Origin of the sequence: Desulfatibacillum alkenivorans DSM 16219 (assembly GCF_900142135.1) — a bacterium.
Classification (GTDB): domain Bacteria; phylum Desulfobacterota; class Desulfobacteria; order Desulfobacterales; family Desulfatibacillaceae; genus Desulfatibacillum; species Desulfatibacillum alkenivorans.
In genome coordinates this window covers 1-16,452 of the sequence record NZ_FQZU01000007.1, presented here as the reverse complement: position 1 = coordinate 16,452, position 16,452 = coordinate 1, and the positions used below count along the sequence as shown (strand labels likewise).

The 16,452-nt window shown below is 55.6% G+C and carries 13 protein-coding genes; 7 read left to right on the top strand and 6 right to left on the bottom strand.

Annotated features, from left to right (window positions below):
• Positions 1 to 17: 17 nt before the first annotated feature.
• Together BUE18_RS07835 and BUE18_RS07830 are read right to left on the bottom strand one after the other, a co-directional pair.
• Positions 18 to 1,163 carry a tetratricopeptide repeat protein gene (locus BUE18_RS07835; RefSeq protein ID WP_073474634.1) on the bottom strand — a complete coding sequence of 382 codons (1,146 nt, stop codon included), beginning with the start codon at positions 1,161 to 1,163 and terminating at the stop codon, positions 18 to 20.
• Positions 1,160 to 2,092: a MauE/DoxX family redox-associated membrane protein gene (locus BUE18_RS07830; protein ID WP_073474632.1), complete on the bottom strand. Its 933-nt coding sequence runs from the start codon at positions 2,090 to 2,092 to the stop codon at positions 1,160 to 1,162. The genes BUE18_RS07835 and BUE18_RS07830 overlap by 4 nt, the downstream gene beginning before the upstream one ends.
• Positions 2,093 to 2,893: 801 nt before the next feature.
• Between BUE18_RS07830 and BUE18_RS07825 the strand changes: the two genes are divergently transcribed.
• The 3 genes from BUE18_RS07825 to BUE18_RS07815 all read left to right on the top strand — a co-directional run bounded on the left by BUE18_RS07825 (position 2,894) and on the right by BUE18_RS07815 (position 5,972).
• Positions 2,894 to 5,017 carry an alkaline phosphatase family protein gene (locus tag BUE18_RS07825; RefSeq protein ID WP_170868298.1) on the top strand — a complete coding sequence of 708 codons (2,124 nt, stop codon included), beginning with the start codon at positions 2,894 to 2,896 and terminating at the stop codon, positions 5,015 to 5,017.
• 162 nt (positions 5,018 to 5,179) lie between these two features.
• On the top strand, positions 5,180 to 5,365 hold the full coding sequence (locus tag BUE18_RS07820) for a hypothetical protein (protein ID WP_073474630.1): 186 nt from the start codon (positions 5,180 to 5,182) through the stop codon (positions 5,363 to 5,365).
• 37 nt (positions 5,366 to 5,402) lie between these two features.
• A complete protein-coding gene (locus BUE18_RS07815; protein ID WP_073474628.1) occupies positions 5,403 to 5,972 on the top strand; it encodes a sulfotransferase domain-containing protein in 570 nt (189 codons plus the stop codon).
• 8 nt (positions 5,973 to 5,980) lie between these two features.
• On the opposite strand, the gene BUE18_RS07810 is transcribed toward BUE18_RS07815, so the two are convergent.
• Together BUE18_RS07810 and BUE18_RS07805 are read right to left on the bottom strand one after the other, a co-directional pair.
• A complete protein-coding gene (locus BUE18_RS07810; protein WP_073474626.1) occupies positions 5,981 to 8,950 on the bottom strand; it encodes a PAS domain-containing sensor histidine kinase in 2,970 nt (989 codons plus the stop codon).
• A 161-nt stretch (positions 8,951 to 9,111) separates the two neighbouring features.
• Complete coding sequence (locus BUE18_RS07805; RefSeq protein WP_073474624.1) at positions 9,112 to 9,978, bottom strand: putative metalloprotease CJM1_0395 family protein; 867 nt, start codon at positions 9,976 to 9,978, stop codon at positions 9,112 to 9,114.
• Positions 9,979 to 10,170: 192 nt separating this feature from the next.
• On the opposite strand from BUE18_RS07805, the gene BUE18_RS07800 reads away from it, so the two are divergent.
• The gene (locus BUE18_RS07800; protein ID WP_073474622.1) at positions 10,171 to 10,758 is read left to right on the top strand and encodes a peptidase C39 family protein; all 588 of its coding nucleotides are present in this window, start codon (positions 10,171 to 10,173) and stop codon (positions 10,756 to 10,758) included.
• Between the two features lie 476 nt (positions 10,759 to 11,234).
• Here BUE18_RS07800 and BUE18_RS07795 read toward each other — a convergent pair whose 3' ends face one another.
• Positions 11,235 to 12,017 (bottom strand): hypothetical protein, encoded by a 783-nt coding sequence (locus BUE18_RS07795; RefSeq protein WP_073474620.1) that lies wholly within the window; start codon positions 12,015 to 12,017, stop codon positions 11,235 to 11,237.
• 468 nt (positions 12,018 to 12,485) lie between these two features.
• Here BUE18_RS07795 and lepA point away from each other — a divergent pair, with 468 nt between their 5' ends.
• From lepA to BUE18_RS07780, 3 genes are read left to right on the top strand one after another with little or no spacing between them, the layout of a single operon-like run.
• On the top strand, positions 12,486 to 14,282 hold the full coding sequence (gene lepA, locus BUE18_RS07790; protein ID WP_073474618.1) for a translation elongation factor 4: 1,797 nt from the start codon (positions 12,486 to 12,488) through the stop codon (positions 14,280 to 14,282).
• Between the two features lie 13 nt (positions 14,283 to 14,295).
• Positions 14,296 to 15,555 carry a 3-isopropylmalate dehydratase large subunit gene (gene leuC, locus BUE18_RS07785; protein ID WP_073474616.1) on the top strand — a complete coding sequence of 420 codons (1,260 nt, stop codon included), beginning with the start codon at positions 14,296 to 14,298 and terminating at the stop codon, positions 15,553 to 15,555.
• A gap of 13 nt (positions 15,556 to 15,568) precedes the next feature.
• The gene (locus BUE18_RS07780) at positions 15,569 to 16,069 is read left to right on the top strand and encodes a 3-isopropylmalate dehydratase small subunit (RefSeq protein WP_073474615.1); all 501 of its coding nucleotides are present in this window, start codon (positions 15,569 to 15,571) and stop codon (positions 16,067 to 16,069) included.
• A gap of 84 nt (positions 16,070 to 16,153) precedes the next feature.
• On the opposite strand, the gene BUE18_RS07775 is transcribed toward BUE18_RS07780, so the two are convergent.
• The coding region (locus BUE18_RS07775; protein ID WP_139264646.1) for an IS66 family transposase at positions 16,154 to 16,452 on the bottom strand (299 nt) is incomplete at its 5' end.

Below are 16,452 nucleotides of genomic sequence, written 5' to 3'. Positions count from 1 at the left end.
GCGGCGCCGCTATGGCATCAGGGCTGCGCCGGAGCCGGTTTGCCCAGCTTGTAGGCGTTCAGCCTGGCGGTGACTCTCTGCATCAAGGCGGAGTCCGCCTTTTTCCGGCCCAGAATCACCAGGACCTTCTCCTGATGCTCCGCCGCCTCTTCAAACTCGCCCATGCCCGCTAAAATCCAGGCCAGGGTGTCCAGGACGAAAACATTGTCCGGCTGCAAGCTGACGGCCTTTCGGGCCAGCCTCATGGCCCGGCTTTTTTGGCCTTGCTCCCTGGATAAAAACAAAATGCGCGCCGCATGGGCCATTATATCGCTATTATTCGGGTCCAGGTCCAGGGCTTTTTGCCAGTCCGCCAGGGCCAGGTCCTCCCTGCCTGTCTCTTCGTAAGTCTTGCCGCGCCAACGAAGGGCGGCAATGTTCCTGGGATTTTTCTCCAAGGCTGCGTTAAAGGTGGCAATGGCGGCATGGTGCTTTTTCATTTCCAGATATGTGCGCCCTTTTTCCGCAAACCAGGCGTCGTCCATGGAATGAATATTGGTGTACGTCCAATAGGCTGCCAACCCGGAAAGTATGCATGCCGTGATGAGGAAGCCGGAGACTCCCCTGCTCCCGCCCAGTTGGGCGGCCTGCTTTTTCAGGTCCGACATCAAGCAGCCCAAAAGCCTGTTGTCCGAGGGAACCGCTCCGATCTGCGCCATGTCCTGCCCCTGATACACCGACACCCTCAGCCGGGCCGGGACGTCCTCCAGGACGAATTCCGTCAGATGCTCCGAGCCCTCTCCCTCCGGGGCCTTGTTTTCCTGAAATTGGATTCCCCAGCCAAGCAGGCTTTGTCTTAAAACGGAGAAAAGCGCCTTTTTGTCCGCTGCGAACATGTAGTACCAATCCCCGCGCTTTAAAATTACGCCTGCGCAGACGGCGAAAAACACGGCGGCGATGACAAAATACACGCGCTCGGGAATGTAGCCGGGGATGACCGTAATCTTGTACATGGAGACCCCCACCATAACCATGACCGGAATGGCGATAAAGGAAAAATGCCTGCGGCTGGATAAAACGATGGGTTTGGCTATAACGGCGATCCTCGAACACTGCACCAGAAAAAACAGGCAGGAAGCCGCGGGAAAAGCGGTCAGCAAGAGATCCAATGACAAAAAATTCATTGCCGGGCCTCCAGTGCGTTCAAAACCTCCTGGGCCTCGGGCGGCCTTTCCTCCCAGGCGTGCGTCACATGGCCCTGGACGACCAACAGAAACCTGGGCGACGACCCGGCGCCCACCAAGCGCCAGAAATGGTCTTCGGGAATTCGAAGGATGGGATACTCGGGAAAAAACTTTTCCTGGAACAAGGCGACCGCCTCTCGCGAGTCGTAACTTAAAGCCATGATCGGCGGCATTCCTGGGGAATCGCCTAAAATATTCACGTCCATGACGGATTCCTGGCAATGCAGGCAATCCGTGCTCATCAGTTCAACAAGGTACGGAGAGGCGGACCAATCCACGGTTTCGCCGCTTAGAATAGTCAAGGGCTCCACGGGCGGGCCTTCCGCCCCCGGGAGAATCACCGAATCCAAGGTGAAGCCGAAAGCAAAGGGCAGCCCGAGGGCGAGGAGCAATGCAGCGATCACGACGGTCAACTTGGCGAGGCTTTTTTTGTAATCCCCGTGAAACCAGGCCAAAACAAGCAGCAAAAGCAGGACCAGGTCCTCCACAAACGCCTGCCCTGGCGATCGGGACGCCCATTGGCCGAAGCATCCGCAATCCTGTGTAACCCCGGTCCCCCACGCCCAGCCGAGAGCAACCAAAAAAACAGCCAGCATGGCGGCTGCGCCGGCCAGCGCCCATCGGACCCGGTAACGGATGATTAACGCCGCGCCCACGGCAAACTCGGCGGCCGTAAGCGCCCAGACCAAAAACAAAAGCATGGTCCTGTCGTTGACGATGGCGTAACCGCCCGCCTGGCGGACGGCTTCGGTCATATCCACAACCTTGGCGGCGCCCCCGGCAACAAAAATCAGGCCCAAAACCAACGCAGAGCCTTTTGATATATAGGGCGAAACGCCTGGGAAAGTTTTTTTCGGCCTGTGGGTCATGCTGAATGTATCCTCCTGTTCCCTGAACCTGCATCGCAGCCACCTTGATACGTGAAATCCCATTGAGGGTCAACGGCCATTTACCCGGAATGCCCCTGAGAAGGATGCAAAAACAATCCGCGCCGGTTAAATGTGCGGAAAATCCATCGTTCAGCCCCCCCGTCCCCAAAATATGGGGCCAGGCCGCGCCCAAACCGTACAAGGAAGCGGCTCAGGCAATGCAAATCCAATAAATGCCTTTTCCGGCCCTTGCGCCGCCTTCATATCCACACAGTTGGGTCTTCCCTTTTATGCCGCATAGGTGACTCTTTTTTAATTTAGAAGCGTTCAGGATATAAAATTGAACCCTGCCCCCCCTGAACGGGCTTGACCGCGGATGAGGACTCGGTTACAAGAAATGCAGACATTTTCTGCATACAATTTGAATGAACAACATCTACTGTCGCGGCTTTACCTCGGCTTGTCTCCAGCGGCGTCCTTGCACGGGTTATACCGGCATGTACGCCCGGAGCCTCAGATCCATTTGGGACAAGCCCAGATCAGCCGGGTTTCTCCACCACGCGGAAAACGCCCGCTGTTTTGATGTGGGAGCGCCTTCCGCTCCCCAGAAACGCCGGCAGGCTGCAGCAGACGGATCAAGGGCATGTGATGGGGGATCACGCAATCCCGGCTTCGACCGGGAGACGCCATTCCGCCAAACTTAAGAACATCCTCTCCAAAAAAATCTCCCGAAGGAAGGTCCTGAAATGGAAGGGGATACACGCTCATTGGGCTATATCGGTTAAGGAGAGAATCACCGTTTTGAAGAAGCAAAAACCATGCTTAATTTCCCAAGTCATCCTATTTGCCGGCCTATACTGCCTGACGGCGCCCGGGCAGGCCTGGGCCTATATAGGCCCGGGCGCCGGAATCGCCCTGGCCGGATCATACCTGCCTGCGATCATTGGTTGTGGCGCCGCTTTGCTGTTAGCGCTCATCTGGCCGGTTCGCCTCTTTTTGAAGGATAGGGCCACCCGAAAGGTATTGAAAAACAGGCCTATCCAGAAATGCGTCATCCTGGGCATTGACGGATTCGACCCCGAGTTGGCCCAGGACTTTATGGACCAAGGACTGCTGCCCAACTTCCAACGCCTTGCTACACAAGGGTGCTTCAAAAAGCTCAACACGACAGCCCCTGCAATCACCCCGGTCGCCTGGTCCACCTTTCAGACCGGGACGAACCCGGGCAAACACGGCATCTTTGATTTTTTAGCCAGGAGCAGAGCTTCTTACGCTCCGGTTTTAAGCTCCGTCAAGGCCGGCGGGGCCGCGCCCCATATTCGCCTTGGCAAGTTCAAAATCCCCCGGGGCGTGGCGCCCCAGCGTTTGTTGCGGAAAAGCAAGCCATTCTGGGAAATCCTGGGGGATAAGCAAATATACAGCCAGATCCTGCGCGTCCCGGTGAGCTTCCCTGCGGGGGAATTCCACGGAGCCATCCTCGCCGGAGCCCATACCCCGGACATCCGGGGGACGCAAGGCGTCTTTTCCTGCTATTACACGGGCGAAAACCGGTTTGAAGACTCAGAGGGAGACCTCCACAAGGTGGAGTTGATCGACGGGACGATCCACGGAGTTCTGACAGGACCGGCAGACCCATTTGAAGATGACGGTGAGGATCTTAAAACTTCATTTTCGGTTGAAGTCCTTTCCGGCGGCCAGGCCAGCCTGAAGATCGGCAAGACACGCCTTTCCTTGGAGCAAGGCGTTTTCTCCCCCTGGACCAAAGTGCGGTTCAAGGCGGCTCCGGGGGTGCATGTTCACGGGATTTGCCGGTTTTTGCTGGTAAGCAGTCAGCCGGAATTCGCCCTGTACGTCTCGCCCGTTCATATTGATCCGGCGAGGCCTGCCGCGCCCATCTCGCAGCCTGCCGCCTACGCTTCCTTTCTGGCTCGTAAAATAGGCCCTTACGCCACCCTGGGCATGCCCGAGGACACGCAAGCGCTGGAAGCGGGAATTTTGGATAAAACGGCCTTTTTGGATCAATGCCTGTCCGTGGAAAATGAGCGGAGAAACATGTTCCTGCACGCTTTAAAAACCACCAAACAGGGTCTGATTGCATGCGTTTTTGACGGTCCGGACCGCATCCAGCATTGCTTTTGGGACCAGTTGCAGTCCGCCGGCCGGGATCAGGACAATCCCATCAAAGACGTCTACATGCGCATGGACAAACTGGCGGGCGAGGCGTTGGAGGAATGCAGGGATCAACGGTCGGTTTTTATGGTGGCGTCGGACCATGGGTTTGCGCCGTTCAATCACGCCGTGGATTTAAACTGCTGGCTTGAGCAAAAGGGATACCTGAAACGGCTGGAAAACCCCAAGTCAGACAAAAACCTTTCAAGCATCGACTGGAGCCGAACCAAGGCCTACGCCTTTGGGCTGGCGGGCGTTTACCTGAATATCAAAGGCCGGGAGCCTCTGGGGATAGTCAACCGGGGTTTGGAAGCCCGCAAATTAGCGGAGAAAATTGCAGGGGAGCTGAAAAGCCTCATCCATCCCGAAATGGAAGCCGCGCCCATTACCAATGTATATCATGCCAAAGAAATCTTCAAAGGCCCCTACGCTCATGAAAGCCCGGACCTTGTCGTGGGGTTCGCCCGGGGCTATCGCGTTTCCTGGGAGACGGCCTCCGGCGCGGTGGGAGACAAGGTGTTTCAGGAGAACAACCGGGTATGGAGCGGCGACCACTGCGTGGATCCCTCGCATGTTCCCGGAGTGTTATTCTGCAACAAGCACTTTAGCAAGGAGGACCCGCATATCGCCGACATTGCGCCTACGGTGCTTAAAATGTTCGGCGTGGACGTCCCCGGTTTCATGGACGGAGCAGCCCTCAAAATTGGAAAACCAAGCGAGGATTCGGTTGCATGGCGGATTTCCACGCCCGTGTAGGGCGAAGAGCCTCTATAAGAGGCGCCGCTTCGATGCCGGCGGGCCCTATGGATCCTCTCGGGGATCAGAAGCCCGTTTATGTGGACTTTAGGGTCAAAGCCGATCCAAACAAGAAGATCGCGGAAGGCAAAGTCTTAAATTCACTTAACAGGAGGCGCAAACATGCCTAAAATAAGCATTGATCCTTTAGTGTATTCCGAGGCCAAATGGGCGGCCGAAAGCCTTGGGTATTCCAGCCTGGAGGAGTTCGTGCACCACGTTATTGAAAAAGAGTTGTCCAAGCTGGCCTCGCCGGAGGAAGACGCGGCAATAGACCGGCGTCTCAAGGGGTTGGGATACATCAAGTAAGCTCGGCGGGGCGGATTGGAGCATCCGGGGTGACATTATGAAGAACGAGCCTGTAATCATTGTTTCCGGCCTGCCCAGGTCAGGCACGTCCCTAGTCATGCAAATGCTGGAGCAAGGCGGCGTGGAAGCCGTTACGGACAACGTTCGCAAGCCGGACAAGGATAACCCCCGGGGATATTACGAATTGCAGAAAACCCTTAGCCTGGAGGAAGATAACTCCTGGCTGCACGAGATGCGCGGCAAGGCGGTCAAAGTGGTTTCGCCCCTGTTGTACGACCTTTTATTCTCTGAAAAATTCAAAGTGCTTTTCGTGCAAAGAGATATTCGGGAGATCCTGGCCTCGCAGGCGGCCATGCTTGGCGAAGGGATTGAGGAGGAACGCGGCGACGATGAAATGGCCGCGGCTTTCAGCAAGCACCTGGCCATGGTCCTGGATTGGCTGCACAGGCAATCCAATATGGAAGTCCTGACTATCAACTACAAGGGGCTCATCGCCGCTCCCGAGGAAGGGGCGGGAATCATGAACGAGTTTCTGGGCGGCGGCCTGGACGAGGCGGCCATGGCCCGGGCCGTGGATCCCACCCTGTACCGGCGGCGTTTATCCTGATTTTTTGATTAGATTTTTTCGACCGGCAGGCAAATGGTGAACTTGGCGCCTTTGCCCGGGGCGGATTCCACGTGCATGGTTCCGTTATGGTTTTCCGTGACAATGAAATAAGAAACAGACAAGCCAAGCCCCGTCCCCACGCCAATTTCCTTGGTGGTGAAAAAAGGCTCGAACACCCTCTTGCGAATGCTTTCATCCATGCCGGGACCGTTATCCTCAACTTCGATGCACGCCTTATCATCCTTGAAAAAAATCCTGATGGCGATTTCAGGAGGATTGTCATCATCCCGCTGTCCGGACATGGCCTGGGCGGCATTTTGCAACAGGTTCAAAATCACTTGCTGCACTTTGGTTTTTTCGCACCGGATCTTGGGCATGCAGTCCTGGTAGTCTTTTTGGATTTTTATCTGCCGGAAGTCGTAGCGTTTTTTCAGGTCAAAATCGCTGGACGCCAATTCGATGGTCTGGTCCATCATCTGGCACAAATCCTGGGGCAGAAAAGCCGAATCCCCCTTGCGGCTGAAGTCAAGCATGTTGTTGACAATGGCCGCGGCCCGGCCTCCGGATTCCCTGATGGCCTGCATCACCCGTAAAAGATCCCGTTTTTCCAGATACCTGGCAATGGCGTCCATGGAAGTCCCGGCTTCCTCAGCCACATTGTGGTTTTTGGACAAGCCCGTTCCCAGGCGCTTTTCCAAAACCTGCACATTTTGAATGATGCCGGCCAGGGGGTTGTTGATTTCGTGCGCCATGCCCGCGGCCAGCCCTCCCACGGACAGCATTTTTTCCGATTGAATCATCATCTCTTCCAAGCGAACGCGCTCGGTCACATCGTCCACCCGGATGACGGCGCCTTTCATGGCGCTTTCCGAAAGGGGATAAACGGTAACATCCCAGAATCGAAGCATTCCTTGAAATTGAATAGGCGCCTTAAGCTGCTCGGAAACCTTTTCATTTTCAATGGCCTCATCCACCATTTTTAATATATCGGGGTTATGGGGAAAGACTTCGGAAAGGAGCCTGCCCCGGACCTGAGCCGAGGTCTTGCCAAGCAGCTCCTCGGTTTTGGTGTTCCACCGTGTGATTCTTCCCTGTTCATCCAGCCCGACCAGCACGGAAGGCATGGAGTCGATCACGGCGCTCAGGAAGTCCCTGAGACGCTCCAACTCCTCCTCTGTTTTCTTGGGGCCGGAGATGTCGCGGATGATGGTGGAGAAATTCTCCACCCGCCCCTCCGCGTCCTTATGGGACATAATGACCTGGGATACTGGAATTTCGGTTCCGTCCTTCACGGCCAGAGCGGTTTCTCCGCTCCAGTGGCCGTGTTCAACGGCTGCGGGAGCGCCCTCCCGGGAAATGATGTCAAAGGCCTCAGGCGTCATGACGTCTTTGACCAGAGGGAATTCATCCCCCTTGTCCAGGCCGATTATGCGCCTCCCGGCCGGATTGATATAGGTAATCTGCATGTCAGGAGTGGAAAAGGAAACCATGTCCGAGGTGGATTCCAATATTTTGATGAGCATGGACCGCTGAGCCTCGGCCCGCTTTCTTTCCGTAATGTCCGCCACTGTGCCAATAATAAAAGGAACGCCTCCTATGCTCACCGGGTTTAGGATGACTTCGGAATCGAAAATAGACCCGTCCGGCCGTTGATATCGCCATTCAAGAAAAAGCTCCTCGCCCTCAAAGGCCCTGGCCAGCAGCTTTTCGCCAAGCATAAACGAGTCCTCTCCTCCCGGCTGCGTGGGGGTTGAATACGCCAGGGGGTGCTGATTGATCAGGTCTTCCTGGGGAACCCTGAAAACCTCTGCGGCTTTGACGTTGCAATCCACCACACTGTCTTTGGTAAGTACAAAAATAGCGTTTCCCGAGTTTTCAAACAAAGCCCTGTACTTCTGCTCGCTTTCTACAAGAGCCCGGGTTCTTTCCTCGACCATTTCCTCCAAATGGTCCTGATGACGGGCGATCTCCTCCATCCGCCGTTTTCGCTGGCTGACGTCCCGAAAACTTCCCTCAACGCCGGCCACGGCGCCTTTGGCGTCCTTGTAATAGGCTGAGTTCGTGCTGACCCAGATAGGCGAGCCGTCCTTATGCTTTAGTTTTACTTCTACATCCGTAACCTTGCCCGTCACGTTGAGCTTTGCCAGGAACTTTTCCCTGTCCGCTGGTCTGAAATAGAAAAGGTTTTTAATATCCTGATGGAGCACTTCTTCCATTTCATAGCCCAACAGTCTGGGCGTGGAGGGACTGGCCCAGGTAATGCGGCCTTTCAGGTCGGTCCTGTAAAAGCAATCCTGCATATTGTCAAAAACATTGCGCAGGCGGGCTTCGCTTTCTCTCAGGGCCTTTTCCGTAAAAGAGGCGTTAATGGCCTGGGCGGCGGTTGCCGCCAGGCTCCGTAAAAGGGCGAACTCCTCAGGCGGAATTTTATGCCGGCTGAACACGGCCAGAACCCCGGAAACCTGTCCGTCGTCCGATAACAGACGATGGCCGTAAAAGGATTGAAGCCCAAGTTCTTTGGCCCATTCATGGTTATGGACCCTGGGATCGGTGGTCACCTCGTTGGTGAAGAAGTCAGGCAGGGCGCCCGACCCGATCAGGCCGATTTTATATGCGCCAAAGGGAACCCGGGCATGCCGGCCTTCCAAATTGGTGTACCGGCCGGAGCTTGAAACAAGATGAAGGCATTGGGTCTTGTCTGCGCAATAGTGGGGGCCGATGGGCGCTTGGGCGTGGAAGCAGCCTTTTTCGCACCTGTCCCCGGGGCCAACCAGCCAGATTCTGGCGAAATCCGCGTCAAAAATACGGACGATCTCCCGGACGATCAGGTTCACCTTTTCTTCCTGAGAGAAAGGAAAAATCAATTTTTCTTTGAGGTTGGTAAGGCCCTCAAGGCGGGTTAAAAGCCTCTTCTGCCTGAGAGTCTCAACCTCCAGAGCCCTGACTTTATTGGCTATTTGTTCGCTATTTTCCTGCAAAGCCTCTCCTGGCCGTCTTGTGCGGGGAACATTCCGTCTAAACCGGGCGGGACAATTTTTTATTTAAACAAATTGAGCTTATGATGGGCAAGGGAAATATTTATTGGAAATATAATTTTTTGCACCGTCATGGCGGCGGCGCAAGCTGGGATATGGACCTGTCATCCGGTTGCGGAAAAATCCCCAGGATCCCTTCCGTAATTGACGTCGCCGGACCGTGAAACAGTCCTTTGACGGGGTTGAGAAGCGGCCTGTTCCGCGGGCTCCCGGGTTTCGGCTTCCGAGGAATCGACCCGTCCATCGCTATCGGCCGGGGCTGCTTCCGGCGCGTTTTCCATTTCCGTAGGATCTTCCGTTTCGCCCGTTGTTTCGGCTTCCGATTCGGCCCTGGTCTGCTCCGCAACTTCAGCACGCGCTTCCATCATGATTTTGGTGGCCCTGGCGGCTACGGACCGATCCTGGCCTGACGGGCTGGCCGGCGCCAGGGCGGCCCTCTTGACCTGCTGCATCTTCTGCAAGGTGGCTTCGGGTTCGGATTCCCGGGACGTGTCCACCTGCACCTCGCCGCCTACGGCGTAACGCTTGCCGTCCGGCCCCTGCTGGTAGGAAAATGTCGCGCCCGACTTGACCACGCCGCCTCCGGCGGCCATGTGTGCGGCCTCATGCGCCCGGACTTCTTTGTCCCGCGCCTGCAGCTCACGCACCATTTCCTTCTCTCCTTCGCTCAACTCCGCCTCGTTGGAAACACCTCTTTCGGCGGATTCGCCGTCCTCCCCAGTCTCCCTGGCCTCGCCGGACTCGCTTCCCTCCCCGGCTTCATTGGCTTCTTCCGCAAACTCCGGCTCTCCCATTTCATTATGGCCGGCAATGTTCTGATACAGGTCCGCGGCCTCCCGGGAGATGGACACCTTGTCCTTGAGATCAAAAGGGTATGACTCCTCGCTTTCCCTGGAAGGGGCGCTGGTATTCTGAAACGAAGGCATATAGGCCATATAGGCCAAAGCAGCTTGTGATGCAAAAATTTCCATGATTCACTCCATTTTAGGACGGATATGGGCGTCCTTGTTGCCTATCGGTCAAACAATGCCTATTCTTTAACGGCAGTCGCAATCAGGCGTTTTTCGGCCCGTATGCATGGACGCGATTGACGTGAATCAACGCTTTTGATATCTATTATCAATAGTAGTTTTTCCAGCCGGTCTGTTTAAAGGAATTTGTTCATGAAGCAACCCGCGCCTTTGGCCTTTTGGAAGCAATCCAAATTCAACTCCTGCGGCCCCGCCGTGATGATGACCGCCCTGCATGAACTTGGAATGCCCGGCCTTTCCGAAAAACGGGAAATGGAAATATGGAAGCATGTCAAGCATCCCATGTCGCTGGGGAGCCTGCCGGCCAAGATGGCTATGTACGCCGCCTCCCTTGGCGTGGACGTGAAGCTGCTGCGTAAAAACATATCCCCGCCGGACATCAAGGTGTTCTGGAAGACGCCCAGAAAGACCCTGCATAAAAGCCTGCTGAAAACCTATTATGAAACCGCCCTGAAAGCGGAATTCCAAGGACTGCCCACGGAGTTCTATGAGGATGAACGGGAGATTCTGGACAGGCTGCTGAAAGACTCCGGGCTTCGGGTCATCTACCTGATTGTGGACGACGACGGAGTGCTGCATTTCGTCATGGCCCGGGAGAAGGACGGCAGGATTGCAATCATGGATCCTTATTATGGCCGGAACACCCTGTTCGACATTCCCGACTTCATAAACCGCCTGAGCCCCAACATGGTGGGATACGCTATCTTACTCAAGGTGTAATGCCGGGATTGTTTTTTTCGAGGGTTTTGTGAGGCCTTCGGGAGTCAATACCGTCAAGGTTCCGCCTTCCCAATCCACAGAAATCCTGGCGGCCCACGCATTTTTGGTCTGCGGCGTCACAATCTAAGATATCAAGCCTTTCTTGTTCAAGTCCATTTTGCGTGTCATTGGAGACGGGCGGTGCGCTTTGTCATGGCAGAGAAAAGGATGGAGTCCGAAAAAGTATGATGAGGCGCTTTTTGTTTGGGCGGCCCAGACATGCAATGCCTGGGGCCAGAGGCCAAAAGGTGCGGCCGGTGAAGATTGTGGAATTTTGGATTGTTCGGCGGGCGAATGGAGTTGGTTAGGGGCATACCTTTTCTGACGCGCCAGCGCGTTTTGGGCAGGGCGAGCCCTGCACCTGCGAATCGGATTTTTCCCTCGTAACCAATTAACACTGATATGAAAAGATACGCTATATGCCGATTCTCAACCTATTATTTTTTTTCCAGTTGCTTAATTACCGTATCCAACATGAAATGAAAAATCGAGAGGCCTTGATTATTAAGTCTGTACTCAAACGATTTTAACGCCTCAAAGTCCGGTGACGACCTGTCAATCATCACTTCCTGGGGAGAATGGACTTCTCCGAAAATCAATCGAAGCCCGTTGCGAGAAACAATTTCCCCATATTCATCCAATGGGCGCGACCAAGCAATTAGGTTTTGAGCATCCAGTTCTTTCACTTCGGCAGGTATGGACGACAAGACATACATATTGGAATTCGCCCGAAAATAACCTACCTTGTGATGGGCGTCATTCAAGAATACAATTTGCTTCAAGGCTTCAGTTGACAAGCCTTTTATTGCTTCCGCCGCTTCAGTATGGCCAAAATCCCCGGCGCGGGCGGCTAAGGCTGACTTAAAAAGGCTGTCCCGCAGCGGCCATGGCCCATTAAAAAACGCGGAAGTGAAAACAACCACGACGGCCGCCATGAACGTAATTGACATAAACCACATAAGAACGATAGCCACAGGCCTGACCGCTGTAGACGTGATAGTCAAAAGCTGTGAAAAAATAAACATTGCGACCATTGCTACAAAGATGCCCGTTACTGCAACAACAGCAAAAATCGGGGATTTCCCGAGCGCCATGATTATTGCCGCAGCCGCTGCAAGCCCCACCACCCCCACAGCCCACCGGGTGGCTGGAAGAACCTCAACTGCATATTTCATAACATTGAGTGGATCAAGACCGCTCAAGCGAATATTATCATTCATCACTTCCTCATTTACATTAGAATTGATTGCGAAGCCGTCCCTTGGGATGGCGGCAAATTGAAAATGAAGACTACTGAGTTAACGGCCTTGAATTTATCTGATTGCAGGATGGACGCGCAATTCATAAAACAATACCATTCTAATTTCATAATTTCAACGACAAAAGAAGCTGTTAACCAATACTATTCATATCACGAATCGACTATGTATAGATGTTTTCAGTCAAAAAGCGCCATTCAACAAAGCTGTTCCCAATTAAACCGGAACCCCAATCAGGACTGCATCCAGGGTCTTCCGTGGAGCATTTTGGAAGATTGACAGTTTCTTCAAAAGAGTTTATACATTCAGGTTCACCATAAGACCGGAGACTCCGGGGAGTTTCCGGAGTCTTTTTGGCTGCTTATTAACCGCCCTGCAATGTTTTACGTCGGGCGCCCGGAGAGACCGCGCCCAAGCGGAAAGTTGAGTATGGATCGTATACGTAATTTTTCCATTATCGCCCATATTGACCACGGCAAGTCCACCCTGGCCGACCGCCTGATCCAGGCCACCGACGTGGTGAACGAACGGGATTTCAAAGACCAGATTCTGGACACCATGGACATCGAGCGGGAACGCGGCATTACCATCAAAAGCCAGACCATCCGCCTGCCCTACAAAGCCAAAGACGGCAAGGAATACGTCCTGAACCTGATCGACACCCCCGGCCATGCGGATTTCACCTACGAAGTCAGCCGGGCCCTGGCCTCCTGCGAAGGCGTGCTTTTGGTCATCGACGCCAGCCAGGGCGTGGAAGCCCAGACCCTGGCCAACCTGTATCTCGCCATGGAGCATGACCTGGAAATCATCCCGGTCATCAACAAGATCGACCTGCCCTCGGCGGACATCGACCGGGTCATGGGCCAGATCGATGAGGACCTGGGCCTGGACCCGGATAAGGCGGTTTGCGTTTCCGCCAAGGAGGGCACGGGCGTGCCCGACCTTCTGGAAGCCATCGTCACCCAGTTGCCGCCCCCCAAGGGAGACCCGGACGCGCCTTTGAAGGCCCTGATTTTCGACTCCCACTACGACCCGTTCCGGGGCACCATCGTTCATTTTCGGGTGTTCCACGGAACCCTGAGCAAGGGCGACGCGATCAAATTCATGCACAACAACGCCTCTTACAAGGTGGAGGAAACCGGTTTTTTCCAGATTGAAAGAAAACCGAAAAAATCCCTTTCCGCCGGAGAGGTCGGATACATCATTGCGGGCATCAAAACGGTCAGCGATACAAGGTGCGGCGACACCATCACCTTAAAATCGGCGCCCTGCGACAAGCCCATGCCGGGCTTTAAGGAAGCCAAGCCCGTGGTGTTTTCGTCCATCTATCCCGTGGCTTCGGACGATTACCCGGACCTGGCCGTGGCCCTGGAGAAGCTGAAGCTGAACGACGCTTCCCTGACCTATGAAAAGGACTCGTCTGCGGCTTTGGGATTCGGGTTCCGGTGCGGATTTCTGGGGCTTTTGCATCTGGAAGTGGTTCAGGAGCGTTTGGAGCGGGAGTTCGACCTGTCCCTGCTTTTGACCGCGCCTTCGGTCCAGTACCGGATCAACATGAGCGACGGCGAAACCCTGATCGTGGACAACCCGGCTTTGTACCCGGACCCCACTTTGATCGAATCCTCGGAAGAGCCGTACATCAAGGCCGCCATCATCGTGCCGGACAGGTACATGGGCGCGGTCATGAAGCTCTGCCTGGACCGCCGCGGCAACAACCTGGGCTATCAATATTTGACCGCCAACCGTATGGAAATGACCTTTGAACTGCCCCTGGCGGAAGTCATCTACGATTTTTACGACAAGCTGAAAAGCGTCACCCAGGGCTACGGGTCCTTTGACTATGAAATCACCGGATACAAGCCCAGCAACCTGGTCAAGGTGGATATCCTGATCAACGGCGACCGGGTGGACGCCCTCTCCATGCTGGTGCACAAGGACAACGCCGTGTACCGGGCCAGGCACGCCTGCGACAAGCTGCAGGATGAAATACCCCGGCAGATGTTCAAAATCGCCATTCAGGGGGCCATCGGCGGGACCATTATCGCCCGCAAGACCATTTCGGCCTACCGGAAGGACGTGACGGCCAAATGCTACGGCGGCGATATTTCGCGTAAACGCAAGTTACTGGAGAAGCAAAAAAAGGGCAAAAAGCGCATGAAGATGATCGGGAATGTGGAAATCCCCCAATCCGCCTTTTTGGCCGTTTTGAAGACCGACGACGAGTAAACGGAGACCAACCATGGGAATGACAATTGCTGAAAAAATTCTGGCCGCCCACGCGGGCCAGGAGGAGGCGTCCCCCGGGGACCTGATCAACGCCAGGGTGGACATCGCCCTGGGCAACGACATCACGGCCCCCATTGCCATCAAGCTGTTTCGGCAAAGCGGCGCCGCCAAGGTGTTTGACAAGGACCGCGTTGTGCTGGTGCCTGACCATTTCACCCCCACCAAGGACATCAACTCCGCCATGCAGGTGAAGATGGTGCGGGATTTCGCCAGGGAGCAGGAGCTTTCCCATTGGTACGAAGGCGGCGACTCCGGCGTGGAGCACGCCCTCTTGCCCGAAAAAGGCATTGTGGGCCCCGGCGACCTTGTCATCGGCGCTGACAGCCATACCTGCACCTACGGAGGCCTTGGCGCCTTTGCAACGGGCGTGGGCAGCACGGACCTGGCCGCCGCCATGATCACGGGCGAGGTGTGGCTCAAGGTTCCCGAAAGCATCAAGTTCGTTTACAAAGGCAAGCTCAGGCCCCACGTGGAAGGTAAGGACCTGATCCTGCACACCATCGGCGACATCGGCGTGGACGGCGCCCTGTACATGGCCATGGAATTCACCGGCGAGGTCATCGACGCCCTGCCCATGGCCGAAAGGCTGACCATGGCCAATATGGCCATCGAAGCCGGCGGCAAAGCCGGCATCATCGCCCCGGACGCAACCACCAAGGAATACGCGGACGGCCGGGTGATCCGCAAGCCCGTTTTTTACGCCAGCGATCCCGACGCCCAATACGCCAAGGTCATCGAATACGACGTGTCGGACCTGGAGCCCCAGGTGGCCTTTCCCCATCTGCCGGAAAACACCAGGCCCATCAGCCAGGTGGGAGACGTTCCCATCCACCAGGTCATCATCGGCTCCTGCACCAACGGCCGCATTGAAGACATGCGGTCCGCCGCCCGCATCCTCACCGGAAACAAGGCGGACAAAAACGTGCGCCTCATCGTCATCCCGGCCACGCCCCAGATTTACAGGCAGGCCATGGAGGAAGGACTATTCGACATCTTCCTGTCGGCCGGCGCGGTCATCAGCCCCCCGACCTGCGGCCCCTGCCTGGGCGGACACATGGGCATCCTGGCCGCCGGAGAACGGGCCGTGGCCACCACCAACCGCAACTTTGTGGGCCGCATGGGCCACGTGGAAAGCGAAGTCTATTTGGCCAACCCCGCCGTGGCGGCGGCTTCGGCCATTGCAGGCAAAATCGCCGGACCCGACGATATCTAAAAGGAGACCCATCATGGAAAATATCAAAGGAAAAGTCTGGACCTTCGGCGACGACGTGGATACGGACCTGATCATAGCCGCCCGGTATCTGACCACCAGCGATCCCGACGAACTGGCCAAACACTGCATGGAAGACGCAGACCCCGCCTTTGCAGGCAAAGTCGGCAAAGGCGACATCATGGTGGCGGGCAAGAATTTCGGCTGCGGCTCCTCCCGGGAGCACGCCCCCATTTCCATCAAGGCCGCCGGCGTGACCTGCGTCATCGCCAAGAGCTTCGCCCGGATCTTCTACCGCAACGCCTTCAACACCGGCCTGCCCATCCTGGAATGCGCGGAAGCCGACGCCATTGAAGACGGCGCGGTCCTGGCCGTGGATTTCGACAAGGGCGTCATCACCGACGAAACCACGGGCAAAACCTACCGGACCAAGCCCATCCCGCCCTTCATGCAGGAGCTTCTGGACAGCGGCGGACTCATGGAGCACATCGCCCAAAAAATCAAGGCCAACGGATAAAGCCAAGGCCAACCATATTCGATTCTTGAAACGCCCTGCAGCAGAACAGTAAGCGTCCAAAGAAGTACCCGGCAGGGATAAGAATCAATCGTTGGAGAGGTTAAAATCCGGGGTTGGCAGGAGGGCTTGGTAGTCTTCCCGGCAAGTCGCCAGGGGGAGTCTTTCAAATAAAACCTTCAGGTAGGCGAAGGGCTCCAGGCCGTTGGCCTTGGCCGTCTCGATCAGGCTGAAGAACAACGCGCTGGCCTCCGCTCCCCGGGGCGATCCCGCAAAAAGCCAATTCTTCCGGCCCACCACAAAAGGCCGGATCGCATTTTCCGCCGCATTATTGTCCGGCTTCAGATATCCCTGTTCCAGATAGACGCCCAGATATTCCCACTGGT